Source organism: Pseudomonas sp. 2725 (assembly GCF_050434585.1).
GTDB classification, from domain to species: domain Bacteria; phylum Pseudomonadota; class Gammaproteobacteria; order Pseudomonadales; family Pseudomonadaceae; genus Aquipseudomonas; species Aquipseudomonas jessenii.
In genome coordinates this window covers 352,412-377,993 of record NZ_JBNDIV010000004.1, presented here as the reverse complement: position 1 = coordinate 377,993, position 25,582 = coordinate 352,412, and the positions used below count along the sequence as shown (strand labels likewise).

Genomic DNA, 25,582 nt, shown 5'->3' with positions numbered 1-25,582 from the left:
CATTTTTGTTTTCGGCATTGGAGATGTAGTGTCTGGAATGCCGTCATCGCGAGCAAGCTCGCTCCCACAGGGGGGGTGCATTCCAAATGTGGGAGCGGCGGTGCGGCGATCCGACTTGCCCGCGAAGAATTCGCCTCGGTCTTGCTGAATAAACATCGAACGCCATACCGCCACAAAGGTCTGCTCCCTACATCACTGAACCTCATCGATCACAGGAGACGCTGCCATGTCCGACCCCATGACCCTCAATCAACGCATTGTCCTGGCTTCTCGCCCGGTGGGCGCGCCAACGCCGGAAAACTTCCGTATGGAGCGGGTGGCGCTACCGGACCTGGCCGACGGTCAGGTGCTGCTCAAGACCGTTTTCCTGTCGCTGGATCCCTACATGCGCGGGCGCATGAGTGACGCACCGTCCTACGCCGCACCGGTGGAAATCGGCGAAGTCATGACCGGGGGCGCTGTCAGCCGGGTCGAGCGCTCGCTCAATCCGAAGTTTCAGGAAGGTGATCTGGTGGTCGGTGCCACCGGTTGGCAAAGCCACAGCATCAATGACGGTCGCAGCATCATTCCGATTCCCGCGCTGCCAAGCCCTTCGATGGCTCTCGGGGTACTGGGTATGCCGGGTATGACCGCTTACATGGGGCTGATGGACATCGGCCAGCCGAAGGCCGGCGAAACCCTGGTGGTCGCAGCGGCGTCCGGGGCGGTGGGCTCGGTGGTCGGCCAGGTGGCGAAGATCAAGGGGCTGCGCGTGGTCGGTGTAGCGGGCGGTGCGGAAAAGTGCCGTTATGTGGTCGACGAGTTGGGCTTCGACGCCTGCATCGACCACAAGAGCCCGGACTTTGCCGACGAACTGGCGCAAGCCTGTCCCAAGGGCATCGACATCTATTATGAAAACGTCGGCGGCAAGGTATTCGACGCCGTGGTGCCATTGCTCAACCCCAAGGCACGGATTCCGCTGTGTGGCTTGATCGCGTCCTATAACGCCCATGAGGCGCCGAGCGGCCCGGATCATCTGCCACTGTTGCAGCGCACCCTGTTGACCAAGCGAGTGCGCATCCAGGGCTTCATCGTGTTCGATGACTATGGTGATCGCCAGCCGGAATTCCTCAGTGCCATGGCGCCCTGGGTGCGCGATGGCAAGGTGAAGTTCCGCGAAGACGTGGTCGATGGCCTGGAACAGGCGCCTGATGCGTTTATCGGCCTGCTGGAAGGGCGCAACTTCGGCAAGCTGGTGGTTCGGGTTTCCCGGGACTGAGTAATTCACGCTGCAATTTGACGCTCAACCGAGGCGCGGGTATAAACCGCGTCTCGTTGTTTTGTCGGACTTTTCCACCATGAGCTTCAGCCCTTTGATTCGCCAACTGATCGACGCCCTGCGAATTCTGCCAGGCGTGGGTCAGAAAACCGCCCAGCGCATGGCGTTGCAGTTGCTCGAGCGTGACCGCAGCGGCGGCTCGCGCCTGGCGCTGGCCCTGAGCCAGGCCATGGAAGGGGTCGGTCACTGCCGCTTGTGCCGTACGCTGACGGAAGATGATCTGTGCCCGCAATGCGCCGATACCCGTCGCGACGACACCTTGCTCTGCGTGGTGGAAGGGCCGATGGACGTCTATGCGGTGGAGCAGACCGGTTTTCGCGGGCGCTATTTCGTGCTCAAGGGCCATCTGTCGCCGCTCGACGGCTTGGGGCCGGAAGCCATCGGCATTCCGCAGTTGATGGCACGGATCGAAGAGGCCGGCACCTTCACCGAAGTCATTCTGGCCACCAACCCGACCGTGGAAGGTGAAGCCACGGCGCACTACATCGCCCAATTGCTCAGCAGCAAAGGCCTGATCGCCTCGCGCATCGCCCATGGCGTACCGCTGGGTGGCGAGCTGGAGCTGGTGGATGGCGGGACGCTGGCGCATTCGTTTGCCGGGCGTAAGCCGATTTCGCTCTGAGTTCATGTGGCGTCCATGCTGACGCCATCGTCGGATCGCCGCCCGGAGCAAGCTCGCTCCCACATTGGTTTTGTGTGCACCGCAGAACCCCTGTGGGAGCGAGCTTGCTCGCGATGCAGGCGGCGCGGTCCGTCTGAATGACACAATCCTGTTGAAAACCAAGCAAGCGCTCGGTTAACTTCACTGACCCCTTCAGTGGAGCTCGCCGATGTCTGCCTTTCAGGAATACTTCGACCCCAGCCACCAATTGGTCCGCGACAGCGTCAGACGTTTCGTCGAGCGCGAGATTCTTCCTGACATCTCGCAGTGGGAAGAAGCCGAAAGCTTTCCTCGCGAGCTCTACCTCAAGGCCGGCGCGGCGGGGATTCTCGGCATCGGGTACCCGGAGGCCTACGGAGGCAGCCACGAAGGGGATCTGTTCGCAAAGGTTGCCGCCAGTGAAGAGTTGATGCGTTGTGGCTCAGGCGGGTTGGTTGCCGGCCTGGGGTCGCTGGATATCGGCTTGCCGCCCATCCTCAAGTGGGCCCGACCCGAAGTGCGGGACCGAGTGCTGCCCCAGGTGCTGTCGGGAGAGAAGATCAGCGCCCTGGCCATCACCGAGCCCGGCGGCGGTTCCGACGTCGCCAACCTGCAAACCCGTGCCGTGCGCGACGGTGACTTTTACCGGGTCAGTGGCAGCAAGACCTTTATCACCAGCGGCGTGCGCGCGGATTTCTATACCGTCGCAGTGCGAACGGGCGAACCGGGTTTCGGTGGCATCAGCCTGTTACTGATCGAGAAGGGCACACCGGGATTCACCGTAGGACGGCAGCTGAAGAAAATGGGCTGGTGGGCGTCAGACACCGCTGAACTGTTCTTCGATGATTGCCCAGTGCCCGCAGGAAACCTGATCGGCGCCGAGAACATGGGCTTTGCTTGCATCATGGGCAACTTCCAGAGCGAACGCCTGGCCCTAGCATTGATGGCCAACATGACCGCACAGCTGGCGCTGGAAGAGAGCCTGAAATGGGCGCTCGAGCGCGAAGCCTTTGGCAAACCGATCGGCAAGTTTCAGGTGATCAAGCATCGCCTCGCCGAGATGGCGACCGCGCTGGAGGTGTCCCGGGAGTTCACATACCGCCAGGCCGCGAAAATGGCGGCGGGGCAGAGTGTGATCAAGGAGATTTCCATGGCCAAGAATTTTGCGACGGATACTGCGGACCGGATCGTGAACGATGCGGTGCAGATACTCGGTGGGCTGGGTTACATGCGCGAGAGCCTGGTGGAGCGGCTGTACCGCGATAACCGCATCCTGTCGATTGGCGGCGGGACGCGGGAAGTGATGAACGAGATCATCAGCAAGCAGATGGGGCTTTGAGCCGATCTTGAATTTAGTGGTGTTGCCGCTGACGCCATCGCGAGCAAGCTCGCTCCCACAGTGGATTGCATTCTTTCTGACAGAACGCGGTCGAATGTGGGAGCGAGCTTGCTCGCGATGGCGGTCTGACCGGCGCCGCTTACTTGTCGCTCAACGCAAACTGCGTCAGGCAGAACGTAGGAATGCCCATGTCTTCCAGACGCTGCGAGCCACCTAGCTCCGGCAGATCGATGATCGCCGCCGCTTCATGCACCCGGGCGCCCATGCGGCGGATCAGGTTGGCGGCGGCAATCAGGGTGCCGCCGGTGGCGATCAGGTCATCGAACATCACCACCGAATCCCCCTCGCATAGGCTGTCGGCGTGCACTTCCAGGAAGGCTTCGCCGTATTCGGTCGCATAGCCCTCGGCCAGCACGTCGGCTGGCAGCTTGCCTTGCTTGCGGAACAGCACCAGCGGCTTGTTCAACTGATAGGCCAGTACCGAACCGATCAGGAAGCCACGGGCGTCCATCGCGCCGATGTGGGTGAAGTCAGCCTCGACATAACGGTGGGCGAAGCTGTCCATCACCAGGCGCAGGGCCGTGGGCGACTGGAACAGCGGGGTGATGTCGCGAAAGATCACACCCGGTTTCGGGAAGTCGATGACAGGGCGGATGAGGGATTTGATGTCGAAGGAGTCGAAGACCATCGTCGTGGTGTCCTGGCAGGGCTGCAAACGACGCAGTATAACGGCGGCTGACCCGTTTCGCTCAGCCGCAACGTTTTGTTTCAGCCTTCCAGTGAGCCACCGGCCAGGGCGCACAGCTGGATCGGGTCGATAATCCGGATTTCCTTGCCTTCTGCCGCAATCAGCTCGTTTTGCTGGAAGCGGGTAAAGACGCGGGATACGGTTTCCACCGCCAGGCCCAGGTAGTTGCCGATTTCGTTACGCGACATGCTCAGGCGGAACTGATTGGCGGAAAAACCCCGGGCGCGGAAACGTGCCGAAAGGTTGACCAGGAAGGTGGCGATGCGTTCGTCGGCGGTCTTTTTCGACAACAGCAGCATCATCTGCTGGTCGTCACGGATTTCGCGACTCATCACCCGCATCAGCTGACGGCGCAACTGCGGCAATTGCAGGGCCAGTTCGTCGAGACGCTCGAAAGGAATTTCACACACCGAGGTGGTTTCCAGGGCTTGTGCCGACACAGGGTGCTTTTCTGTGTCCATGCCCGACAGGCCGACCAGTTCGCTGGGCAGGTGGAAGCCGGTGAGCTGTTCTTCACCGGTGTCGCTCAGGCTGAAGGTCTTGAGGGCGCCAGAACGGACCGCGTAGACAGAATCGAAGGTATCGCCCTGACGGAACAGAAATTCGCCTTTTTTCAGCGGCCGGCCACGTTTGACGATTTCGTCCAGCGCATCCATGTCTTCCAGATTCAGCGAAAGTGGCAGGCAAAGAGGGGCCAGGCTGCAATCCTTGCAATGGGCTTGATTATGAGCGCGCAGTTTTACTGGCTCGGACATTTCTTCAATCCTTGTGGGAATTCACACATAAGACGTAAGGGTAACTCACCATAGGATATCGAGGCCAGTCTGGGGTGCTAGCTTGCAGAATTAGATTACCCGTGAAAATCGCTGGCGACTGTGTTGTTCCAGGTACGCGTCGAACACCATGCACACCGAGCGCACCAACAGTCGCCCGGCGGGCAGGATGGTGATCCTGTCGCGATCGAGTTCGATCAGCCCGTCTTTGGCCATGTATTGCAACTGGGGCCAGAGATCGCCGAAATAGCCTTGAAAATCGATGTTGAAGGCCTGCTCGATGTCAGCGTATTCGAGACTGAAATTGCAGATCAATTGCTGGATGACCGCACGCCGCAGCCGGTCATCGGCATTGCACAGCAGGCCGCGGCTGGTGGCCAGTTGCATGGATGCGAGCGCGTTCTGGTACTGGTTCAGGTCGCTGCTGTTCTGGCAGTACAGGTCGCCGATCTGGCTGATCGCCGACACACCGAGGCCGATCAGATCGCAATGACCGTGGGTGGTGTAGCCCTGGAAATTGCGTTGCAGGGTCGATTCTTCCTGGGCAATCGCCAGCTCGTCGTCGGGCAGGGCGAAGTGGTCCATGCCGATGTAGCGGTAGCCGGCGCTGATCAGTTGCTCGATGGTGCGCTGCAGCATTTCCAGTTTCTGCGCAGGTGTCGGCAGTTCATCGCTGTTGATGCGCCGCTGGGGCATGAAGCGTTCCGGCAGGTGGGCGTAGTTGAACACCGATAATCTATCCGGTTGCAGGCGGATGACCTCTTCCACGGTGCGGGCGAAATTCTCCGGCGTCTGTCTCGGCAGGCCGTAGATCAGGTCGATATTGATCGAGCGAAACTGCAAGGTGCGGGCGGCGTCGATCACCGCGCGGGTTTCTTCCAGGCTTTGCAGGCGATTGACTGCACGCTGCACCGCCGGGTCGAGGTCTTGCAGGCCGATGCTGACCCGATTGAAGCCCAGTTCGCGCAGCAGGCCCATGGTCGACCAGTCGGCCTCGCGCGGGTCGATCTCGATGCCGTAGTCGCCGGAGTCGTCGTCCAGCAAATTGAAGTGTTTGCGCAAGTGCGCCATCAATTGGCGCAGTTCGTCGTGGCTGAGAAAGGTCGGTGTGCCGCCACCGAAGTGCAATTGCTCGACTTTCTGCGTAGGGTCGAGGTGGCAGGCGATCAACTGGATTTCCTGTTCCAGGCGCTGCAAGTACGGCTGCGCCCGCCCGCGATCCTTGGTGATGACCTTGTTGCAGGCGCAGTAATAGCAAATGTTCGCGCAGAACGGCACGTGCACATACAGCGACAACGGGCGTTGGGCCTTGCGGCTGTCGCGCAGGGCATGAAACAGGTCGAAGGTGCCGACCTGGCTGTTGAATTGCACGGCGGTCGGGTACGAGGTGTAGCGTGGTCCCGCCAGGTCATAACGGCGGATCAGATCGGTGTCCCAACGAATGGCGTCGAGCATCATGCGGGCATTCCCCCGGATAGGCTGGCAGTGTCAGCCACTTTATGCGAGGGCGGGGTGGGGCATCTTGATTTGCATCAAGGTCAGAATCTTTGTCGTTTGTGAGGGCCTCATCGCGAGCAAGCTCGCTCCCACAGGTTTTGTGTACACAGCGACTCCCCCTGTGGGAGCGAGCTTGCTCGCGATGGGCGCGCCGCCGGTTTAATGCCCCATCAACCAATGCTGATGCGGCCCCGGCAACGTCCAGATGCCAAACAGCATCACCAGCATCCCGCCCGCCATCCGCACGCTGCGCTTGCGCAACAGTGCGGTGATGCGCTCGGCGGCAAGGCCTGTCGCCAGCAGCACTGGCCAGGTGCCGAGCCCGAACGCGAGCATCAACAACGCACTGTCCAGCGCGTTGCCCTGGCTGGCCGACCATAGCAAGGTGCTGTAGACCAGGCCGCACGGCAGCCAGCCCCAGAGCGCGCCCAACAGCAGCGCGCGCGGAACGTTCGACACCGGCAGTAACCGGTTGGCGACTGGCTGGATGTGCCGCCACAGGCCTCGACCGAGGCTTTCGATACGGGTCAGGCCGTTCCACCAGCCGGCCAGGTACAGGCCCATGGCAATCAGCAGTAAGCCGGCGAGGATGCGCAGGAACATCGCCGCCGGGCTGCTGGCCACGGCCCATCCGGCCAGGCCGATCAGCAGTCCGGCACAGGCATAGCTCAGAATCCGGCCCAGGTTATAGGCCAGCAGCAGACGAAAGCGGCGGCTGCGTTGCTCCTTGGGAATCGCCAGGGTCAGCGCGCCCATCAAGCCGCCGCACATGCCCAGGCAATGGCCGCCGCCGAGCAAGCCGAGGATCACCGCAGACACCAGCAGTGGCGTCAATTCAAGCATGGGGCGGGGCCTTGTCGTCCGTTTTGGCCGGTTGGCCGCTGGCCTCGTCGACGGCGGCAGTGTGGTTCGGGTCCTGGTCGTCGAACAGGATGCTGTGGGCCGGGCCGTCAAGGTCGTCGTACTGACCGCTGTCCACCGCCCAGAAGAAGATATAGACGGCGATGGCCACGATCAGCAGCGCAGCGGGAATCATCACGTAAAGAGCTGGCATCTGGACTCCATGCCCGCGCGGCTCAGGCCGGCAGCGGGCGGGTTTCTGGCGTGGTGCCGGGGGCGGGCGCGCTCGGCATGCGAGTCAGGCGCAGCGCGTTCAACACCACGGTCAACGAACTGATCGACATGCCCACCGCCGCCCACACCGGAGTGATCCAGCCGAGGGCGGCGAAGGGCAACATGAGGCCATTGTACAACCCGGCCCACAGAAGGTTCTCGATAATGACCCGACGGGTGCGCCGCGCCAGGCTGAAGGCTTGCACCAGCGCGTCGAGGCGGTTGGACAGCAGCACGGCGTCGGCACTGGTTTTCGCCAGGTCGGTGGCCGAGCCCATGGCGACGCTGATATCCGCAGCCGCCAGCACCGGCACGTCATTGACCCCGTCACCGAGCATCAACACCTTGCGACCTTCCTTGTGCAGTTGTTGCAGGACCTGCAGTTTATCGTCCGGACGCAAGCCACCACGGGCTTCATCGATACCCAGTTCCGCCGCCACGCTGGCGACCATCGGCGAGCTGTCGCCGGACAGCAGCAGCGTGCGCCAGCCACGGGCCTTGCACGCAGCGAGCAGCGCGGGTGCATCGGCACGCAAGCGATCGTCGAGGACGAGCCAGGCCAGCGGCCCCTCGCTGTCGCCGAGTAGCAGCCATTGGCCGGGCTCTTCCGGCATCGATGGCACCATGGCGCCGCTGAGTTCGCAGACAAAACCCGGTTGGCCGATACGCAGACGCCGCCCATCAACCAGCCCCTCCAGGCCAAGGCCCGGTGTGCTGTGGACTTCTTCGGCAGCTGTCGGCGCACGACCGAAAGCGCGGGCGATCGGATGTTCGGAGCGGTTTTCCAGGGCGGCGGCGAGGCTCAGGCATTGATCGCTGTCGAGCGCGCCGAGGGGGCGGATCGAGCGCAGCGCCAGGCGTCCTTCGGTGAGGGTGCCGGTCTTGTCGAAAATCACCGTGTCGATCTGGTTCAGGCCTTCCAGCACATGGCCGCGGGTCAGCAACAGACCGAGTTTGTGCAGTGTGCCGGTGGCGGCGGTGAGGGCGGTCGGCGTCGCCAGCGACAAGGCGCACGGGCAGGTCGCCACCAGCATCGCCAGCACGATCCAGAAGGCTCGCGAGGCATCCAGCTGCCACCACAACAGGCCAATCGCGGCGGCAGCGATCAGCGACAACAGCAGGAACCATTGCGCGGCGCGGTCGGCGATTTCCGCCAGGCGCGGTTTTTCGGCCTGGGCGCGATCGAGCAGGCGAACGATGGCCGAGAGGCGAGTGTCCTGGCCCAGGGCCTGGACCTCGACGGTGAGTGCGCCTTCGACGTTCATTGTGCCGGCGGTGACCGCGTCGCCGAGGGTGCGTGGTTGCGGCAGGTATTCGCCGGTCAGCAGCGACTCGTCGACACTCGACTGGCCGTCGAGGATCTTGCCGTCAGCCGGGAGAATGGCGCCCGGATGAACCAGCACCTGATCGCCGACACGCAGTTCACTGAGCAGAATGCGTTCGCTCTGGCCGTCGGCTGTCAATCGCAGGCACGAGGCGGGCAATAGATTCACAAGCTGCGCGGTGGCGGCGGCGGTGCGCTCGCGGGCGCGGCGTTCCAGATAACGCCCGGCCAGGAGGAACAGGGCAAACATGCCGACGGCATCGAAATACAGTTCGCCGACCCCGGTGATGGACGTCCAGATTCCGGCGATGTAGGCGCTGCCGATGGCCAGCGACACCGAAACGTCCATGGTCAGGTGGCGGGTGCGCAGATCGCGCATGGCGCCTTTGAAGAACGGCGCACAGCTGTAGAACACAATCGGGGTGGTGAGGAACAGCGCGACCCAGCGCAGGATGGTGTGCAGTTCGGGGCTGAGGTCGATGTTGAATTCAGGCCAGGTGGCCATGGTTGCCATCATCGCTTGGAACCACAGCAGACCGGCCACGCCGAGCTGGCGCAGGGCCAGGCGGTTTTCGCTGGCCAGTTGTTCGCTGGCCCGGTCGGCCTGATACGGGTGTGCGGCGTACCCGATGTGACGCAGTTCGCTGAGTACCTGGCTCAGCGGCAACTGCCCATCGGCCCAGCGTACGTGCAGGCGATGGTTGGACAGGTTTAGGCGCGCTTCGGCCACGGCCGGCAAGGTGCGCAGGTGTTTTTCGATCAGCCAGCCGCAGGCCGCGCAACTGATGCCTTCCATCAGCAGCGTGGTTTCGGCCAGTTCGCCATCGTGGCGGACAAAGGGCTGCTGCACATCGGCGCGGTCGTACAGCGCCAGTTCATCCACCAGTTGCACCGGCAGCGCTTCAGGGTTGGCCGAGGCTTCGCTGCGGTGCTGGTAATAGCTTTCCAGGCCACCGGCGACAATGGCCTCGGCCACGGCCTGGCAGCCCGGGCAGCAGAATTCGCGGGTTTGCCCCAGGACCGCAGCGGTGAAGCGGCTGCCGGCCGGGACGGGCAGGGCGCAGTGGTAGCAGGGGAGTGGGGTGGTGGTCATGGAGTATTCACTAGTACTGCTGAATCTCTATCGTCGGATAGGGCCTCATCGCGAGCAAGCTCGCTCCCACAGGGATCAACTGTGGGAGCGAGCTTGCTCGCGATGCGCGAAGCGCGGCTTTACTTTTTCAGGTCTTCGGCACCTTGCAGCGGCTCATCACCGAGCAGCAGATCCTTGTCATGGCTGACCGGTTCCTCTTCGAACATGCGCCAGATGTGCTCGTCCTGAGTGCCAAGCAACTCGACAAAACGCCGGCCTTCGATCTTGTCACTCAACTGGCCGATGTAGCGGCCCTGTTCGGTTTCGCTGCGGGTCAGGATGATCTTGCGATCCTTTTCCGGCTGGGTCGGCGAGATCAGGTTCAGCTCCAGGGTCTTGGGCTGGCTGTCGCCGCTCAGGCGCAGGTCAACCTCGCCAGTCATGCCGTCGAGATGAACGCTGGCGCGCATTTTCAGGGTCTGGGCCAGCAGCTCACGGTCGAGGGAGCGGTTGATGCCTTTGCCGGCCTCGTAGTAGTTGTCGTTGACCAGGTTGTCCGGGTTGTTCACCGCGATGGTCACCATGGACAAGGTCAGGGCCACCGAGCAGGCCAGGATCCCGATGATGATCCACGGCCAGAGGTGCTTGTACCAGGGGCTTGCGGCATTTGCTGCGGGCATGTTCAGTTCTCTCAACGATTCTGTGGGCCGATGAACCGGCTCTTGGCTTCAATGTGGACGCTGTCGTCATCGGCGTCCTTGAGGATGAATTTCACCTCGTTGGTGCTCGACGGCAGTTTTTCCGGTGCAACGGACAGCTCGGCAGGCTGGCTGACGATCTCGCCGGCCGCGACCTTGATCTCGCGTCGACCCTGCAATTTGAGATCCGGCAGGCCGGATGCTTCGAGCAGGTAGGTATGGTCGCGCTGGTCCTTGTTCATGATTTTCAGGCTGTAGACGTTTTCGATCCGGCCTTCGGCGTTCTCGCGGTACAGCACGCGGTCCTTGCTGACATCGAAACCCACCAGCGCACGCATGAAGAATGCCGTTACCAGCAGGCTGATCATCGCCAGCAGCACAATGGCATAGCCAATCAGGCGCGGGCGCAGTTTATGGGTTTTCTGTCCGGACAGGTTGTGCTCGGTGGTGTAGCTGATCAGTCCGCGCGGGTAGTCCATCTTGTCCATGATGGCGTCGCAGGCATCGATGCAGGCGGCGCAACCGATGCATTCGATTTGCAGACCGTCGCGGATGTCGATGCCCGTCGGGCAGACCTGGACGCACATGGTGCAGTCGATGCAGTCGCCCAGGCCCTGGGCCTTGTAGTCGATACCTTTTTTACGCGGTCCACGGCCTTCGCCACGGCGCGGATCGTAGGAAACGATCAGGGTGTCCTTGTCGAACATCACGCTCTGGAAGCGTGCGTACGGGCACATGTAGATGCACACCTGTTCGCGCAACCAGCCGGCGTTGCCGTAAGTGGCGAGGGTGAAGAAACCGACCCAGAAGTACGACCAGCCATCCGCCTGGCCGGTGAAAAATTCGAATACCAGTTCGCGGATCGGTGAGAAGTAGCCGACGAAGGTCATGCCGGTAACGAAGCCGATCAACAGCCACAAGCTGTGTTTGCTGAACTTGCGCACAAATTTGTTGGCGCTCATCGGCGCCTTGTCGAGCTTGATGCGTTGGTTGCGGTCCCCTTCGGTGACTTTTTCGCACCACATGAAAATCCAGGTCCAGACGCTTTGCGGGCAGGTATAGCCGCACCAGACCCGTCCGGCGTACACGGTGATGAAGAACAGGCCAAAGGCGGCGATGATCAACATGCCGGACAGCAGAATGAAATCCTGAGGCCAGAAGGTGGCGCCGAAAATGAAGAACTTGCGCTCCGGCAGGTTCCACCACACGGCCTGATGACCGCCCCAGTCCAGCCACACCGTGCCGAAATACAGCAGGAACAACAGGGCTCCGCCGGTCATCCGCAGGTTGCGAAACAGGCCGGTGAAGGCGCGGGTGTAGATTTTTTCCCTGGAGGCGTAGAGGTCGACGCTGTTGTTCGCGTTTTTGGTGGGTGGAGTGACGTCGTGTACCGGAATCTGGTTGCTCATCATTGCATCCCACGGCAGTGGAAAAATGCCTCGGTCAGTACGTGCCGACCGCGGTCAAAAAGGGGTGTTGCAGTGGCGCAATGATACGCCTGTCGCTCTGGCCTGCGGGTGCGACCTTTGGTCACGTTTGGCAAAATCAATTGATGGTGTAATGACTTGAATCAATTGACTTGGGAATTATGGACGAGTTTTCGGGGGTGGGGGCGTTCAACCCGGCTGCCTTTCATGAGCGCTCTTTGCGATTGAACACTTGAAGATCGACACCTGGCCTTAAACAAAACGGCCCCGCCAATTCACATTGGCGGGGCCGTTTTTTGTTGCTTCAAGCGTTTGCCTTACTCGGCGTCCGCTGCCTTCTCACCGTGAGACAGGCTGTAGACGTAAGCGGCCAGCAGGTGAACCTTGTCGTTACCCTGCATTGCCTCTTGCGCAGGCATCTGGCCCTGACGGCCGTAACGGATGGTCTGCTGCAGTTGAGCGAAGCTCGAGCCGTAGATGAACGCTGCCGGGTGAGTCAGGTCAGGTGCGCCCATCGCTGGCGTACCCTTGCCTTCCGGACCGTGGCACGCCACGCAGTTGGTGGCGAACAGTTTCTGCCCGGCAGCCGGGTCGGCCTTGGCGCCTTCCGGCAGCTTGCGGCCATCGAGGTTGGTCAGGATAAACGCGGCCACGTCGGCCACGCCTTGCTCGCCGATCACTTCAGCCCACGCAGGCATCACCGCGTGACGGCCGCCCATGATGGTGGTCTTGATGGCTTGCGCGTCGCCGCCCCAGCGCCAGTCGGCGTCGGTCAGGTTAGGGAAGCCGTAGGCGCCCTTGGCGTCGGAACCGTGGCAAACCGAGCAGTTGGAGGCGAACAGGCGGCCGCCCATCTTCAGGGCTTGCGGGTCCTTGGCCACTTCTTCGATTGGCATGGCCGCGAACTTGGCGAAGATCGGACCGAACTTGGCGTCCGACCTGGCCATTTCCTTTTCCCACTCGTGAACGCCGGTCCAGCCGGTCTGGCCGTTGGCGAACGGGGTCTGCTTCTCGTTGTCGAGGTAGCCATAACCCGGCAGCAGGCCTTTCCAGTTACCCAGGCCCGGATACAGCACCAGGTAACCCAGTGCGAAGATGATGGTGCCCACGAACAGCATGAACCACCATTTCGGCAGCGGGTTGTCGTACTCCTCGATGCCATCGAAGGAGTGCCCGACGGTCTCGTCTGTCTGCTCGCTGCGCTGGCCCTTGCGGGTCGACAGCAGCAGCCAGGTCAGGGAAAAGATCGTACCGAGACTGAGGACTGTGACGTACAGACTCCAGAATGTAGTCATTCTTTGTTACTCCTAGAAGCTTGCTCGACGTGCTTGATGGCTTCGGGATCATCCGCAAAAGGCAGCAAGGTCGCGTCTTCAAACTCAGACTTGCGCTTGGGGCTGAATACCCACAGCGCCAGACCGATGAAGGCCACCATCACAACGACGGTGCCCAGGCCACGAATCATCCCGATATCCATTTAGATCACCGTTTGCTTTTGATGATGGTGCCCAGGCCTTGCAGATAGGCCACCAGCGCGTCCATTTCGGTTTTGCCCTTCACAGCATCCTTGGCACCGGCGATGTCTTCGTCGGTGTAAGGGACGCCGAGCGTGCGCAAGACTTCCATTTTCTTGGCGGTGTCTTTGCCGTCGAGCTTGTTTTCCACGAGGAACGGGTAGGCTGGCATTTTCGACTCAGGCACCACGTTGCGCGGGTTGTACAAGTGCGCACGCTGCCAGTCATCGGAGTAACGACCGCCGACGCGGGCCAGGTCCGGACCGGTACGCTTGGAACCCCACAGGAACGGGTGGTCCCAGACGCTTTCACCGGCGACCGAGTAGTGGCCATAGCGTTCGGTTTCAGCACGGAACGGGCGGATCATCTGCGAGTGGCAGCCGACACAACCGTTGGCGATATAAACGTCCCGGCCTTCCAGTTCAAGGGCGGTGCGGGGCTTCATGCCCTCGACCGGCTTGTTGGTGACATCCTGGAAAAACAGCGGAACGATCTGGGTCAGGCCGCCGATGCTGACGGCGATGACCATGAAGAAGGCCAGCAGGCCAATATTCTTCTCGACTGCTTCATGCTTCATCAGTGAGCTCCAACTACGGCAATCTGTTCGGCGGCTTTGGCTTCAGCCGGGTTCGAGGCGCGTACGGTACGGAATACGTTGTAGGCCATGAACAACATGCCGGTGGCGAAGAACGCACCGCCCAGGGCACGGACGATGAAGCCCGGGTGACTGGCTTGCAGCGCTTCGACGAACGAGTAGGTGAGGGTGCCGTCATCGTTGATTGCACGCCACATCAGGCCCTGGGTGATGCCGTTGACCCACATCGAGGCGATGTAGAGCACGGTACCGATGGTCGCGAGCCAGAAGTGGGTGTTGATCAGGCCGGTGCTGTGCATCTGCGCACGACCGAACAGTTTCGGGATCATGTGGTAGATGGCGCCGATCGAGATCATCGCAACCCAGCCCAGAGCGCCGGCGTGTACGTGGCCGATGGTCCAGTCGGTGTAGTGCGACAGGGAGTTGACGGTCTTGATGGCCATCATCGGGCCTTCGAAGGTCGACATGCCGTAGAACGCCAGGGAGACGACCAGGAAGCGCAGGATCGGGTCGGTGCGCAGCTTATGCCAGGCGCCCGACAGGGTCATCATGCCGTTGATCATGCCGCCCCAGCTTGGCGCCAGCAGGATGATCGACATCGCCATGCCCAGGGACTGAGCCCAGTCCGGCAGCGCGGTGTAGTGCAGGTGGTGCGGACCGGCCCAGATGTACAGGGTGATCAGCGCCCAGAAGTGCACGATCGACAGGCGATAGGAGTAGATCGGACGTTCGGCCTGTTTCGGCACGAAGTAGTACATCATGCCCAGGAAGCCGGTGGTCAGGAAGAAGCCCACGGCGTTGTGGCCGTACCACCACTGGATCATCGCGTCCGTCGCACCCGAGTAGGCCGAGTAGGACTTGAACAGGCTGACCGGCAGCGACATGTGGTTGACGATGTGCAGCATCGCGGTCACGACGATGAACGCACCGTAGAACCAGTTACCCACATAGATGTGCTTGGTCTTGCGCTTGACGATGGTGCCGAAGAACACCAGACCGTAGGTGACCCAGACAATGGCCAGCAGAATAGCCAGGGGCCATTCCAGTTCCGCGTATTCCTTGGTGGTGGTGAAACCCATCGGCAAGGTAATGATCGCGCCGACGATCACCGCTTGCCATCCCCAGAAGGTGAAGGCGGCGAGGCTGTCGGAAATCAGTCGCGTTTGGCAGGTTCGCTGCACGACGTAATAAGAAGTGGCAAACAGTGCACATCCACCGAAGGCGAAAATCACCAGGTTGGTGTGCAACGGGCGCAGGCGTCCAAAGCTCGTCCATGCCAGACCGAAGTTCAACTCCGGCCAGACCAGTTGCGAGGCGATGAAGACACCAAGCCCCATGCCAAGGATCCCCCAGACCACCGTCATGATGGCGAACTGGCGGACTACCTTATAGTTATAAGCAGTCGGACTGATTGCTGTGCTCATTCTAAGGTTCCACGGTTTGGGTGTTTTATTAGGATTAAAAATCGGCCGCAAGTATGGAGAAAGCAGGGGGTCATTGCAACGCGCCATGACCTGGGTCAATGCTTTCAAAAGCTGATTCTGCGGCCTTTCCATGCGCCGCGTAGGGACAAAATTGCCCGTGGGCAAAACGTCCCGGCGGACTGATCAGGCGAGGGGGTCAGGTCGGATGTAACGGGGTGTGTTCAAACGCAACGTTTGGCTGACCGAAGGCAACTGGCGCGACAGCCGGTATCTACCAGCCTTTGCGGCCTGTCATCGGGCAGATTCGTCGAACACATCGTTCAGGGTCGACCTGGAACCGGCACCGGCCAGTCCGCATCGGGGGAAGCTTAGACTCGAATCCGGGGTTCCGAAAGAAAGTCTGTGCGAGGGTGCGACAATGGGTCGCAAAGGGGCAGGGAACTGCCGCATCCGGGAGAATGCGGCAGCAGAGCGGTCGAAATTTATTTGCGGTTGTCTTCAGCCTGCAGGCGCTCGGTATTCAAACCGTGTGACAGGCTGTACACATACGCAGCCAGCAACTGCACCTTATCGTTGCCCAGCAGTTCGTTCTGCGCCGGCATATGACCTTGGCGGCCATGCCGAATCGTCTGTTCAAGCTGCGTCAGGCTTGTACCGTAAATGAAGCCGGCCGGGTGCGTCAGGTTCGGTGCGCCCATGGCTTCAGTGCCCTGGCCGTTAGCTCCGTGACAGGCGACGCAGGTGGTGCTGAAGGCTTGCTGTCCTGCTTGCAGGTCGGCTTTGCTGTCGGTAGGCAACGGCAGCTTGGCCAGGCCATGGCGCACATACGCAGCGACGTTTTTCACACCGTCCTCCCCCAGGACTTCACCCCAGGCCGGCATCATCGCCATCCGGCCGCCCATGACGGTGGTCTTGATGGTTTCCGGGTTGCCGCCCCAGCGCCAGTCGCTGTCGGTCAGGTTGGGAAAGCCGAATGCACCCTTGGCGTCCGAGCCGTGGCACACCGAGCAGTTGGAGGCAAACAGGCGGCCGCCCATTTTCAGAGCCTGCGGGTCCTTGGCCACTTCTTCCACGGGCATTGCCGCGAATTTGGCGAAGATCGGCCCGAACTTCGTGTCAGCCTTGGCCATTTCCTTTTCCCATTCGTGCACCCCGGTCCAGCCGTTTTCGTAGCCGGGGAGGATGCCTTTCCAGTTGCCCAGGCCCGGATAGAGGATCAGATAGCCGACGGCAAACACCAGGGTGCCAACGAACAGCATGAACCACCATTGCGGCAACGGATTGTCGTACTCCTCAATACCGTCGAAGCTGTGGCCCATGGTCTGGTCGACACTGCCCTTGGTTTCGCCCTTGCGGGTGCTGAGCAGCAACCAGGTCAGGCCGATCAGGCTGCCGATGGTCAGTACGCTGATCCACGTACTCCAGAAGGTGGTCATGGCCGGGTACTCCTTGTTGCTGATTCGTCAGTGATGTCGGGTTGTGGCTCGTCGGCGAACGGCAGCAGGCGCGCTTCGGCGAATTCCGGGCTGCGCTTGCCGTTGAATACCCACAGTGTCAGGCCGACGAAGGCCACGAACACCACGACGGTGCCGAGGCCGCGGATCATTCCAGTGCTCAATTCGATCTCTATAAAAGACAGGGGCATGGCTCACCTCTTGCTCTTGATGGCAGTGCCGAGCACTTGCAGGTAGGCGACCAATGCATCCATTTCGCTCTTGCCCTTGAGTGAAGCGACGGCGCCGGTGATGTCTTCGTCGGTGTACGGCACGCCCAGGGTACGCATGGCCTTGATCTTGGTTTCGGTATGACTGCTGTCGACCGGGTTGGCCACCAGCCACGGGTACGCCGGCATCTTCGACTCCGGCACGACGTTGCGCGGGTTGTACAAGTGCGCGCGGTGCCAGTCATCGGAGTAGCGCGCACCGACACGGGCCAAGTCCGGCCCGGTGCGTTTCGAGCCCCACAGGAACGGGTGATCCCACACGCTTTCGCCAGCCACCGAGTAGTGCCCGTAGCGTTCGGTCTCGGCGCGGAACGGACGGATCATCTGCGAGTGACAGCCGACACAGCCTTCGCGGATATAGATATCGCGACCTTCCAGTTGCAGCGCGGTGTAGGGCTTCATGCCTTCCACCGGTTTGTTGGTCACGTCCTGAAAGAACAGCGGGACGATCTGGGTCAGGCCGCCGATGCTCACGGCCAGGATCATCAGCAGCAGCAACAGGCCGACGTTTTTCTCGATAGTTTCGTGTTTCATGGCGGACTCCTCAGGCCATCTGCGCGGCAGCGGCGACTTCGGCAGGCTGCGAGGCCCGCACGGTGCGCCAGGTGTTGTAGGCCATCAGGAACATGCCGCTGAGGAAGATCGCGCCACCCACCAGCCGCACGACGAAGCCTGGGTGGCTGGCCACCAGGGTTTCGACGAAGGAGTAGGTCAGCGTGCCGTCCTCGTTCACCGCACGCCACATCAGGCCCTGGGCGATGCCGTTGACCCACATCGAGGCGATGTACAGCACGGTGCCGATGGTGGCGAGCCAGAAGTGCGCGTTGATCAGGCCGATGCTGTGCATCTGCTCGCGGCCGAAGACTTTCGGGATCATGTGGTACAGCGCGCCGATGGAGATCATCGCCACCCAGCCCAAGGCGCCTGCGTGTACGTGGCCGATGGTCCAGTCGGTGTAGTGGGAGAGGGCGTTGACCGTCTTGATCGCCATCATCGGCCCTTCGAAGGTCGACATGCCGTAGAACGCCAGCGAAACAACGAGGAAGCGCAGGACGGGGTCGCTGCGCAACTTATGCCAGGCACCGGACAGGGTCATCATGCCGTTGATCATCCCGCCCCAGCTCGGCGCCAGTAGGATCAGCGACATCACCATACCCAGCGACTGCGCCCAGTCCGGCAGCGCCGTGTAGTGCAAGTGGTGCGGACCGGCCCAGATGTAAAGGGTGATCAGCGCCCAGAAGTGCACGATGGACAAACGATAGGAGTACACCGGACGTTCGGCCTGTTTCGGCACGAAGTAATACATCATCCCGAGGAAACCGGCGGTGAGGAAGAAGCCTACGGCGTTGTGCCCGTACCACCATTGCACCATCGCATCGGTGGCGCCGGAGTACAGCGAGTAGGACTTGGTGAAGCTGACCGGCAGTTCCATGTTGTTGACGATGTGCAGGATCGCCACGGTGACGATGAACGCACCGAAGAACCAGTTACCGACATAGATGTGCTTGGTCTTGCGCTGCATGATCGTGCCGAAGAACACGATGGCGTAGGCGACCCAGACAATGGTGATCAGAATGTCGATCGGCCATTCCAGCTCGGCGTATTCCTTGGAACTGGTGTAACCCAGCGGCAGGCTGATGGCTGCCAGGAGAATCACAAGCTGCCAGCCCCAGAAACAGAACGCGGCGATTTTCGGCGCAAACAATTGGGTCTGGCAGGTGCGTTGCACCGAGTAGAACGAACTGGCAAACAACGCGCAGCCGCCAAAGGCGAAGATCACGGCGTTGGTGTGCAGTGGGCGCAGGCGGCCGAAGCTGGTCCACGGCAAATTGAAGTTGAGTTCGGGCCAGACCAACTGGGCAGCGAGAAAAACCCCGAGCCCCATGCCGACGATGCCCCACACCACCGTCATAATGGCGAATTGGCGGACCACCTTGTAGTTGTAGGCGGTACTGATAGAAGTGTTCATGGTTCCCCATCCACGGTTCAGCCGAAGTGAGCGCGCAGCGCAAGGCAGTGCACCCTTCGGCCGGAGTTATAGGCAGACTAAAAGCGAGGCAAGCATGGACAAAGGGCACAAGGCCGGTATTGACGGGGATCAATGGGCGCAGTGCGTGCGGGATCATGGATGGTTGTGGAATGCTGCCGCTGGCAAGGCTGCGGCGACGCTGATCCTCGCCCATGGCGCCGGCGCACCGATGGACAGCGGCTGGATGAGCGACATGGCTGCGCGCCTCGCCGCTCAAGGCGTCAACGTGTTGCGCTTCGAGTTTCCCTACATGGCGCAACGGCGCCTCGATGGCGGTAAACGCCCGCCGAACCCCGCACCGAAACTGCTGGAATGCTGGCGTGAGGTGTATGCCCAAGTGCGACGCCATGTCACTGGGCCGCTGGCCATCGGCGGCAAGTCCATGGGCGGGCGCATGGCCAGTCTGCTGGCGGATGAGTTGGGCGCGGATGGGCTGGTGTGCCTGGGTTATCCGTTCTATGCGGTGGGCAAACCGGAGAAGCCACGGGTTGAGCATTTGGCGGAGTTGAAGGCGCGGACCTTAATCGTGCAAGGTGAGCGCGATGCGTTGGGCAACCGGGAGGCGGTCGAGGGTTACGCGCTATCGCCGGGTATCGAGGTGTTCTGGCTGGTGGCGGGGGATCATGACTTGAAGCCGCTGAAGGCTTCGGGGTTTAACCATGAGCAGCATTTGGCGGCTGCGGCGCAGAAGGTGGCTTCATTCCTTCAGTGAGGTTTTGTGCAGGCTGTAAGGCCCCCATCGCGAGCAAGCTCGCTCCCACAGTGATTTGTGGTGTGGCTCAAAACCCTGTGGGAGCGAGCTTGCTCGCGATGGGGGACTACCAGACAACATCACTGTCACCGGCTCAATAAAAAACCCGGAAGCTCTCACTGTCCGGGTTTTTATCATTCCAGCAGCAATCAGCGGTTAAACCGCTCCACCAACGAATACTGTGTATTGGCAGTCTTGGTCAGCTCTTCACTCAGCAACGCCGAGTTCTGTGCCTGTTCCGAGGTCTGGTCCGCCAGTTCCGAAATGTTGCTGATGTTGCGGCTGATTTCTTCGGCCACGGCACTTTGCTCTTCGGTCGCGGCGGCGATCTGGGTGGTCATGTCGGTGATATTGGCCACCGCTTCGCTGATCCCCACCAGGGCCTGGTCCGCTTCCAGTACCCGCGCCACGCCTTCTTCCGCCTGACGATGCCCGGCTTCCATGGTTTGCACGGCAGTGCCGGCGGTGTGCTGGAGCTTGGCGATCAGTGCGTGAATCTGCCCGGTGGACTCGCTGGTGCGTTGTGCCAGCTGACGGACTTCGTCGGCCACCACCGCAAAACCACGACCCATTTCGCCGGCACGGGCCGCTTCGATGGCGGCGTTCAGGGCCAGCAGGTTGGTCTGGTCGGCGATGCCTTTGATCACGTCGACCACGCCGCCGATTTCGTTGCTGTCCTTGGCCAGTTGGGTCACGGTGACGCCGGTTTCACCGACGACTACCGACAGGCGCTGGATGGCTTCGCGGGTTTCCCCGGCGATGTCACGACCACGACCGGTCAGGCGGTTGGCTTCCTGGGTGGCGTCGGCGGTGCGTTGCACGTGGCTGGCGACTTCCTGGGTGGTCGCGGCCATCTGGTTGACCGCGGTGGCCACTTGCTCGGTCTCGACCCGTTGACGTTCCAGGCCGCTGGAGCTGTTGTGCGCCAGGGCGTCGGACTGTCGGGCCTGATCGGTCAGGTGTTCGGCCGTGTCCTGCAGACGCGTCAGGCAGGTTTTCAGGCGTGCTTCCTGACTGAGGATGGACATTTCCAGACGCGCCTGGGCGCCGCGACTGTCGGTGTACATCTGTGCGATCAACGGATCGGAGGTGGTCTGCTCGGCCAGGCGCAGCAAACGCTTGAGGCCTCGCTGTTGCCACTGGAGGCCCATCAGGCCCAGTGGCACCGAAAGACCGGCAGCCAGGGCAAACCCCCAGTGGGAGTTCAGCGATGCACCGATCATGAAGCTCAATTGGCTGACCAGGATGAACGGCAGCCAGTCCTGCAGGATCGGCAACCATTTATCCGAGGAGGGAATGGCTGACTTGCCTTGGTTGATGCGCTGGTAGAGCGCTTCGGCACGGCGGATCTGTTCGGCGGTGGGCTTGACCCGCACCGACTCATAACCGATCACCTGATTGCCTTCGAAGATCGGTGTCACATAGGCGTTCACCCAGTAATGATCACCGGTCTTGCAGCGATTCTTGACAATGCCCATCCATGGCAAGCCTTGTTTCAGCGTGTCCCACATGTGTGCGAACACCGCCGCCGGGACGTCGGGGTGACGGACCAGGTTGTGCGGTGCACGGATCAATTCCTCTCGGGAGAACCCGCTGATCTCGACGAAAGCATCGTTACAGTAGGTGATCATGCCCTTGGCATCGGTGGTGGAAATCAACCGTTGCTGAGCCGGGAAGGTCCGCTCGCGTTGTGTAATTGGCTGGTTGTTACGCATGGCTTTTTTAATCCGCAAGGCTTTCAAGTGCTGTATCGGCAAGGCTGGCGGATTGTTGAGATTATTTTTCGATAATCGGCAATGCGTCGCAAAATGACCCTTGCGTCAGCCGGCGAGCATCGGATAGGTGAACAGACCGAAGTGCAGCAGGTTCAGGCCAAAGTGGCTGGCGATGGCGGCGCCCAGCCCCCCGAGCCGATAGGCCAGGCCATAGCCGACCCCGGCCAGCGTTGCCAGCAATACCCACCGCCACCCCGCGCCGGCATGGGCCAGGCCGAAGACCAATGACGCCAGCAGCAGGGCGAGGTGTTCACCGTAGGGCCGGTCTTTGAGATACCGGGTCAGGCCGCCCTGGATGTAGCCACGGAACAGCGCCTCTTCGACCAGCGTCACCAGCAGCAGATTGTTCAGCAACCACAGCCAGGCTTGATCCGGCCATTTCGGCGCCCAGGCGATTACGCCCAGCAACAGCGCGCCACCCAATGCCAGCATGGCGCTCAAGGTCAGGGCCAGTACGGTGGCATACAGTGACAACCGAAGCGAACGGCGGCCGACAATCCACGGGCAAACCAGTAGCAGCCAGAAGCCGATCAGCGGTTTGTCCAGGTTCAGGTGCATGGCGAATAGCACGGCATCGTCGGTAAAACGCTGGGGATCGATGCCGCGACCGTTATGGAAACCGGGTAGCCAATGCGTCGCCAATGCCAGGGCCAGGACGATGAACAGGCCGTGGCCGAGGTTGCGGGCAAAAGGGATGTCGCGTTGGCGGACGGCGACACCTGCGACCAGCAACAGGAACACCGAGATTGCCGAGAGCCAGCCGAGATGGCCGTAGGTCAGCGCCAGGCCGTAGCCGAAGGAAAGCAGGGCCAGAAGCGTCCATGGCAGGGCAATCATTTGAAGTCCTTTTGTCGGGATATGCGATGCACTGTCAAACCCCTGTGGGAGCGAGCTTGCGCACGATAGCTTACCGACTGTCGGCAACAATGTTGAATGTTCTCTCCATATCGCGAGCAAGCTCGCTCCCACATGGCTTTTCGTGGCCCAAACAAAGACACCGCCCGAAGGCGGTGTCTTTGTCAGCGGTCGGTCAAGACGCGATCAACTGCCGCAACACATAATGCAGAATCCCTCCGGACTTGAAGTACTCCACCTCATTGAGTGTATCGATGCGGCACAACACCTCGATCTTCTCGCGGCTGCCGTCTTCGCGGGTGATGACCAGCGTCAGGTTCATCCGTGGCGTCAGCTCGACGCCGGTCAAGCCGAGGATGTCCAGGGTTTCGCTGCCGCCCAGTTTCAGGCTCTTGCGGTTCTGATCCAGCTTGAATTGCAACGGCAGCACGCCCATGCCCACCAGGTTGGAGCGGTGAATCCGTTCGAAGCTTTCGGCGACGACTGCTTTCACCCCCAGCAGGTTGGTGCCCTTGGCCGCCCAGTCGCGACTCGAGCCGGTGCCGTATTCCTGGCCGGCGATCACCACCAGCGGCGTGCCCGAAGCCTGATAGCGCATGGCGGCGTCGTAGATCGACATTTTTTCCCCGGTGGGAATGTAGCGGGTGTTGCCGCCTTCTTCGCCGCCGAGCATTTCGTTGCGTATGCGAATGTTGGCGAAGGTGCCGCGCATCATTACTTCATGGTTGCCACGTCGCGAGCCGTAGGAATTGAAGTCCCGCGGTTCCACGCCTTTGTCGCGCAGGTATTGTCCTGCCGGGCTGTCGACCTTGATGTTGCCGGCCGGGGAAATGTGGTCGGTGGTCACCGAGTCGCCGAGCAGTGCGAGGATCCTGGCGCCGCTGACATCCTTGACCACGGGCGCTGGGCCGCCGATGTCGTCGAAGAACGGCGGGTGCTGGATGTAAGTCGAGTCGTCCTGCCAGACATAGGTCGCCGCCTGCGGAACCTTGATCGCCTGCCATTGTTCGTCACCGGCAAACACTTCGGCGTACTCCTTGTGGAACATGGCGGTGTTGACCTGATTCACGGCGTCGGCAATTTCCTTGCTGCTTGGCCAGATGTCCCGCAGGTACACCGGTTTGCCGTCCTTGCCATCGCCCAGCGGCTCGCGGCTGAGGTCGGTTCGCACCGTGCCGGCCAGCGCATAGGCCACCACCAGTGGCGGGGAGGCCAGCCAGTTGGTTTTCACCAATGGATGCACCCGCCCTTCGAAGTTGCGATTGCCCGAGAGCACGGAGGCCACGGTGAGGTCGGCTTGCTGGATGGCTTTCTCGATGGGCTCCGACAGCGGCCCGGAGTTGCCGATGCAAGTAGTGCAGCCATAGCCGACCAGGGCAAAGCCCAATTCATCGAGGTACTGGGTCAGGCCGGCCGCCTTGTAGTAGTCGGTGACCACTTTCGAGCCGGGGGCCAGCGAGCTCTTCACCCAGGGTTTGCGTTTCAGGCCTTTTTCCACGGCCTTCTTCGCCACCAGCCCGGCGGCCATCATCACGCTGGGGTTGGAGGTGTTGGTGCAGGAGGTGATCGCAGCGATGACCACGGCGCCGTTTTTCAGGCGATAGGTCTGGCCTTCGTAATCGTAATCCGCTTCGCCGGCCATATCGGCATTGCCGACGGCAACACCGCCACCCCCTTCACTTTCCAGGCGGCCTTCTTCCTTGCTGGTGGGCTTGAATTGCAGGTCGGTGAAGTCGCTGAACGCTTGCGCGACATTCGGCAGCGTCACCCGGTCCTGCGGGCGTTTCGGCCCCGCGAGGCAGGCTTCGACGCTGCCCATGTCCAGCGCCAGGCTGTCGGTGAACACCGGTTCCTGGCCGGGCAGGCGCCACAGGCCCTGGGCCTTGCTGTAGGCCTCGACCAGTTGCACCGTTTCCGGGGGCCGGCCGGACAGGCGCAGGTATTCCAGCGTGATGTCGTCCACCGGGAAGAAACCGCAGGTGGCGCCGTATTCCGGGGCCATGTTGGCGATGGTCGCGCGGTCGGCCAGGGGCAGGTCGGCAAGGCCGTCGCCGTAGAATTCGACGAATTTGCCCACCACGCCTTTCTTGCGCAGCATCTGGGTCACGGTCAGCACCAGGTCGGTGGCGGTGATGCCTTCCTTGAGCTTGCCGGTGAGTTTGAAACCGATGACTTCGGGAATCAGCATCGACACCGGTTGCCCGAGCATCGCCGCTTCCGCCTCGATACCGCCGACACCCCAGCCAAGCACGCCGAGGCCGTTGATCATGGTGGTATGGGAATCGGTGCCAACCAGTGTGTCTGGGAAGGCGTAAGTGCGGCCGTCCTCGTCCTTGGTCCAGACCGTGCGGCCGAGGTATTCAAGATTCACCTGGTGGCAGATCCCGGTGCCCGGCGGCACCACGCTGAAATTGTCGAAGGCACTCTGGCCCCAGCGCAGGAACGCATAGCGCTCGCCATTGCGCTGCATTTCAATGTCGACGTTCTGCTCGAAGGCGCTGCTGCAGGCGAACTTGTCGACCATCACCGAGTGGTCGATCACCAGGTCCACCGGCGACAGCGGGTTGATCCGTTGCGGATTGCCGCCGGCCTTGGCCATCGCCGCGCGCATCGCGGCCAGGTCGACCACCGCCGGTACGCCGGTGAAGTCCTGCATCAGCACTCGCGCGGGGCGGTACTGGATTTCGCGGTCGGAACGACGCTCCTTGAGCCACGCGGCCAATGCCTTGAGGTCGGCACCGGTGACGGTTTTTTCGTCCTCCCAGCGCAGCAGGTTTTCCAGCAGGACTTTCAACGACATCGGCAACTTGTCCAGATCACCCAGGCTTTTGGCGGCATCGGGCAGGCTGAAGTAGTGGTAGGTCTTGTTGCCGACTTGCAGGGTCTTGAGCGTATTCAGGCTATCGAGGGACGGCATTGCAATCACTCCTTTGAGTCCGCACGGCTACGGACTGAGGGGATGGGCAG

Annotated in this window: 23 protein-coding genes; 4 read left to right on the top strand and 19 right to left on the bottom strand. The window is 61.5% G+C overall.

What is annotated here, in order from left to right; all coding sequences use genetic code 11:
• Positions 1-226 precede the first annotated feature (226 nt).
• The 3 genes from ABIE16_RS13125 to ABIE16_RS13115 all read left to right on the top strand — a co-directional run bounded on the left by ABIE16_RS13125 (position 227) and on the right by ABIE16_RS13115 (position 3,297).
• Positions 227-1,258, top strand: coding sequence for an NADP-dependent oxidoreductase (locus tag ABIE16_RS13125; RefSeq protein ID WP_057715680.1), 1,032 nt, complete (start codon positions 227-229; stop codon positions 1,256-1,258).
• A gap of 79 nt (positions 1,259-1,337) precedes the next feature.
• Positions 1,338-1,940 (top strand): recombination mediator RecR, encoded by a 603-nt coding sequence (recR, locus tag ABIE16_RS13120; protein ID WP_057715679.1) that lies wholly within the window; start codon positions 1,338-1,340, stop codon positions 1,938-1,940.
• 208 nt (positions 1,941-2,148) lie between these two features.
• A complete protein-coding gene (locus tag ABIE16_RS13115) occupies positions 2,149-3,297 on the top strand; it encodes an acyl-CoA dehydrogenase family protein (protein ID WP_057715678.1) in 1,149 nt (382 codons plus the stop codon).
• 139 nt (positions 3,298-3,436) lie between these two features.
• On the opposite strand, the gene ABIE16_RS13110 is transcribed toward ABIE16_RS13115, so the two are convergent.
• The 16 genes from ABIE16_RS13110 to ccoN (ABIE16_RS13035) form a co-directional block, all read right to left on the bottom strand.
• Positions 3,437-3,985 (bottom strand): adenine phosphoribosyltransferase, encoded by a 549-nt coding sequence (locus ABIE16_RS13110; protein WP_008057870.1) that lies wholly within the window; start codon positions 3,983-3,985, stop codon positions 3,437-3,439.
• Between the two features lie 80 nt (positions 3,986-4,065).
• Positions 4,066-4,800 (bottom strand): fumarate/nitrate reduction transcriptional regulator Fnr, encoded by a 735-nt coding sequence (gene fnr / locus ABIE16_RS13105; protein ID WP_046041331.1) that lies wholly within the window; start codon positions 4,798-4,800, stop codon positions 4,066-4,068.
• Between the two features lie 90 nt (positions 4,801-4,890).
• A complete protein-coding gene (hemN, locus tag ABIE16_RS13100) occupies positions 4,891-6,273 on the bottom strand; it encodes an oxygen-independent coproporphyrinogen III oxidase (RefSeq protein ID WP_218496893.1) in 1,383 nt (460 codons plus the stop codon).
• A gap of 201 nt (positions 6,274-6,474) precedes the next feature.
• Complete coding sequence (locus ABIE16_RS13095; protein ID WP_218496725.1) at positions 6,475-7,158, bottom strand: sulfite exporter TauE/SafE family protein; 684 nt, start codon at positions 7,156-7,158, stop codon at positions 6,475-6,477.
• Positions 7,151-7,369 (bottom strand): cbb3-type cytochrome oxidase assembly protein CcoS, encoded by a 219-nt coding sequence (gene ccoS / locus ABIE16_RS13090; protein ID WP_056721958.1) that lies wholly within the window; start codon positions 7,367-7,369, stop codon positions 7,151-7,153. The genes ABIE16_RS13095 and ccoS overlap by 8 nt, the downstream gene beginning before the upstream one ends.
• A 22-nt stretch (positions 7,370-7,391) precedes the next feature.
• The gene (locus ABIE16_RS13085; RefSeq protein ID WP_218496714.1) at positions 7,392-9,845 is read right to left on the bottom strand and encodes a heavy metal translocating P-type ATPase; all 2,454 of its coding nucleotides are present in this window, start codon (positions 9,843-9,845) and stop codon (positions 7,392-7,394) included.
• 119 nt (positions 9,846-9,964) lie between these two features.
• Entirely contained in the window at positions 9,965-10,504 is a 540-nt protein-coding gene (locus ABIE16_RS13080; RefSeq protein ID WP_218496713.1) for a FixH family protein, read from the bottom strand.
• A gap of 11 nt (positions 10,505-10,515) precedes the next feature.
• Positions 10,516-11,931, bottom strand: a complete 1,416-nt coding sequence (gene ccoG, locus ABIE16_RS13075) for a cytochrome c oxidase accessory protein CcoG (RefSeq protein WP_090454077.1) — start codon at positions 11,929-11,931, stop codon at positions 10,516-10,518.
• Positions 11,932-12,266: 335 nt separating this feature from the next.
• Entirely contained in the window at positions 12,267-13,244 is a 978-nt protein-coding gene (gene ccoP, locus ABIE16_RS13070; RefSeq protein WP_057715672.1) for a cytochrome-c oxidase, cbb3-type subunit III, read from the bottom strand.
• On the bottom strand, positions 13,241-13,426 hold the full coding sequence (locus tag ABIE16_RS13065) for a CcoQ/FixQ family Cbb3-type cytochrome c oxidase assembly chaperone (RefSeq protein ID WP_003175465.1): 186 nt from the start codon (positions 13,424-13,426) through the stop codon (positions 13,241-13,243). The genes ccoP (ABIE16_RS13070) and ABIE16_RS13065 overlap by 4 nt, the downstream gene beginning before the upstream one ends.
• Positions 13,427-13,431: 5 nt before the next feature.
• The gene (gene ccoO, locus ABIE16_RS13060; RefSeq protein ID WP_009042961.1) at positions 13,432-14,040 is read right to left on the bottom strand and encodes a cytochrome-c oxidase, cbb3-type subunit II; all 609 of its coding nucleotides are present in this window, start codon (positions 14,038-14,040) and stop codon (positions 13,432-13,434) included.
• Positions 14,040-15,482, bottom strand: coding sequence for a cytochrome-c oxidase, cbb3-type subunit I (gene ccoN, locus ABIE16_RS13055; RefSeq protein ID WP_008050393.1), 1,443 nt, complete (start codon positions 15,480-15,482; stop codon positions 14,040-14,042). Before ccoN (ABIE16_RS13055) ends, ccoO (ABIE16_RS13060) begins: the two co-directional genes overlap by 1 nt.
• Before the next feature lie 482 nt (positions 15,483-15,964).
• On the bottom strand, positions 15,965-16,918 hold the full coding sequence (gene ccoP / locus ABIE16_RS13050) for a cytochrome-c oxidase, cbb3-type subunit III (protein WP_429521345.1): 954 nt from the start codon (positions 16,916-16,918) through the stop codon (positions 15,965-15,967).
• On the bottom strand, positions 16,915-17,112 hold the full coding sequence (locus ABIE16_RS13045) for a cbb3-type cytochrome oxidase subunit 3 (protein WP_159390382.1): 198 nt from the start codon (positions 17,110-17,112) through the stop codon (positions 16,915-16,917). Before ABIE16_RS13045 ends, ccoP (ABIE16_RS13050) begins: the two co-directional genes overlap by 4 nt.
• Positions 17,113-17,130: 18 nt before the next feature.
• Entirely contained in the window at positions 17,131-17,739 is a 609-nt protein-coding gene (gene ccoO / locus ABIE16_RS13040) for a cytochrome-c oxidase, cbb3-type subunit II (RefSeq protein ID WP_057715669.1), read from the bottom strand.
• Between the two features lie 10 nt (positions 17,740-17,749).
• Positions 17,750-19,174 (bottom strand): cytochrome-c oxidase, cbb3-type subunit I, encoded by a 1,425-nt coding sequence (gene ccoN / locus ABIE16_RS13035; RefSeq protein WP_102668942.1) that lies wholly within the window; start codon positions 19,172-19,174, stop codon positions 17,750-17,752.
• A 94-nt stretch (positions 19,175-19,268) separates the two neighbouring features.
• On the opposite strand from ccoN (ABIE16_RS13035), the gene ABIE16_RS13030 reads away from it, so the two are divergent.
• Positions 19,269-19,946 carry an alpha/beta family hydrolase gene (locus ABIE16_RS13030; protein WP_429521344.1) on the top strand — a complete coding sequence of 226 codons (678 nt, stop codon included), beginning with the start codon at positions 19,269-19,271 and terminating at the stop codon, positions 19,944-19,946.
• Between the two features lie 188 nt (positions 19,947-20,134).
• Here the strand turns inward: ABIE16_RS13030 and ABIE16_RS13025 are convergent, their stop codons facing one another.
• The 3 genes from ABIE16_RS13025 to acnA all read right to left on the bottom strand — a co-directional run bounded on the left by ABIE16_RS13025 (position 20,135) and on the right by acnA (position 25,532).
• A complete protein-coding gene (locus ABIE16_RS13025; protein ID WP_218496707.1) occupies positions 20,135-21,700 on the bottom strand; it encodes a methyl-accepting chemotaxis protein in 1,566 nt (521 codons plus the stop codon).
• Positions 21,701-21,805: 105 nt separating this feature from the next.
• Complete coding sequence (locus ABIE16_RS13020; RefSeq protein WP_429521343.1) at positions 21,806-22,597, bottom strand: CPBP family intramembrane glutamic endopeptidase; 792 nt, start codon at positions 22,595-22,597, stop codon at positions 21,806-21,808.
• Positions 22,598-22,790: 193 nt separating this feature from the next.
• On the bottom strand, positions 22,791-25,532 hold the full coding sequence (acnA, locus tag ABIE16_RS13015) for an aconitate hydratase AcnA (RefSeq protein ID WP_429521342.1): 2,742 nt from the start codon (positions 25,530-25,532) through the stop codon (positions 22,791-22,793).
• Between the last annotated feature and the right edge of the window lie 50 nt (positions 25,533-25,582).

Excerpts from the sequence above, each read along its gene's own strand:
- ABIE16_RS13125 (WP_057715680.1), top strand. The coding sequence starts at position 227 with ATGTCCGACCCCATGACCCTCAATCAACGCATTGTCCTGGCTTCTCGC.
- recR (WP_057715679.1), top strand. The coding sequence starts at position 1,338 with ATGAGCTTCAGCCCTTTGATTCGCCAACTGATCGACGCCCTGCGAATT.
- ABIE16_RS13115 (WP_057715678.1), top strand. The coding sequence starts at position 2,149 with ATGTCTGCCTTTCAGGAATACTTCGACCCCAGCCACCAATTGGTCCGC.
- ABIE16_RS13110 (WP_008057870.1), bottom strand. The coding sequence starts at position 3,985 with ATGGTCTTCGACTCCTTCGACATCAAATCCCTCATCCGCCCTGTCATC.
- fnr (WP_046041331.1), bottom strand. The coding sequence starts at position 4,800 with ATGTCCGAGCCAGTAAAACTGCGCGCTCATAATCAAGCCCATTGCAAG.
- hemN (WP_218496893.1), bottom strand. The coding sequence starts at position 6,273 with ATGCTCGACGCCATTCGTTGGGACACCGATCTGATCCGCCGTTATGAC.
- ABIE16_RS13095 (WP_218496725.1), bottom strand. The coding sequence starts at position 7,158 with ATGCTTGAATTGACGCCACTGCTGGTGTCTGCGGTGATCCTCGGCTTG.
- ccoS (WP_056721958.1), bottom strand. The coding sequence starts at position 7,369 with ATGCCAGCTCTTTACGTGATGATTCCCGCTGCGCTGCTGATCGTGGCC.
- ABIE16_RS13085 (WP_218496714.1), bottom strand. The coding sequence starts at position 9,845 with ATGACCACCACCCCACTCCCCTGCTACCACTGCGCCCTGCCCGTCCCG.
- ABIE16_RS13080 (WP_218496713.1), bottom strand. The coding sequence starts at position 10,504 with ATGCCCGCAGCAAATGCCGCAAGCCCCTGGTACAAGCACCTCTGGCCG.
- ccoG (WP_090454077.1), bottom strand. The coding sequence starts at position 11,931 with ATGAGCAACCAGATTCCGGTACACGACGTCACTCCACCCACCAAAAAC.
- ccoP (WP_057715672.1), bottom strand. The coding sequence starts at position 13,244 with ATGACTACATTCTGGAGTCTGTACGTCACAGTCCTCAGTCTCGGTACG.
- ABIE16_RS13065 (WP_003175465.1), bottom strand. The coding sequence starts at position 13,426 with ATGGATATCGGGATGATTCGTGGCCTGGGCACCGTCGTTGTGATGGTG.
- ccoO (WP_009042961.1), bottom strand. The coding sequence starts at position 14,040 with ATGAAGCATGAAGCAGTCGAGAAGAATATTGGCCTGCTGGCCTTCTTC.
- ccoN (WP_008050393.1), bottom strand. The coding sequence starts at position 15,482 with ATGAGCACAGCAATCAGTCCGACTGCTTATAACTATAAGGTAGTCCGC.
- ccoP (WP_429521345.1), bottom strand. The coding sequence starts at position 16,918 with ATGACCACCTTCTGGAGTACGTGGATCAGCGTACTGACCATCGGCAGC.
- ccoO (WP_057715669.1), bottom strand. The coding sequence starts at position 17,739 with ATGAAACACGAAACTATCGAGAAAAACGTCGGCCTGTTGCTGCTGCTG.
- ccoN (WP_102668942.1), bottom strand. The coding sequence starts at position 19,174 with ATGAACACTTCTATCAGTACCGCCTACAACTACAAGGTGGTCCGCCAA.
- ABIE16_RS13030 (WP_429521344.1), top strand. The coding sequence starts at position 19,269 with ATGGACAAAGGGCACAAGGCCGGTATTGACGGGGATCAATGGGCGCAG.
- ABIE16_RS13025 (WP_218496707.1), bottom strand. The coding sequence starts at position 21,700 with ATGCGTAACAACCAGCCAATTACACAACGCGAGCGGACCTTCCCGGCT.
- ABIE16_RS13020 (WP_429521343.1), bottom strand. The coding sequence starts at position 22,597 with ATGATTGCCCTGCCATGGACGCTTCTGGCCCTGCTTTCCTTCGGCTAC.
- acnA (WP_429521342.1), bottom strand. The coding sequence starts at position 25,532 with ATGCCGTCCCTCGATAGCCTGAATACGCTCAAGACCCTGCAAGTCGGC.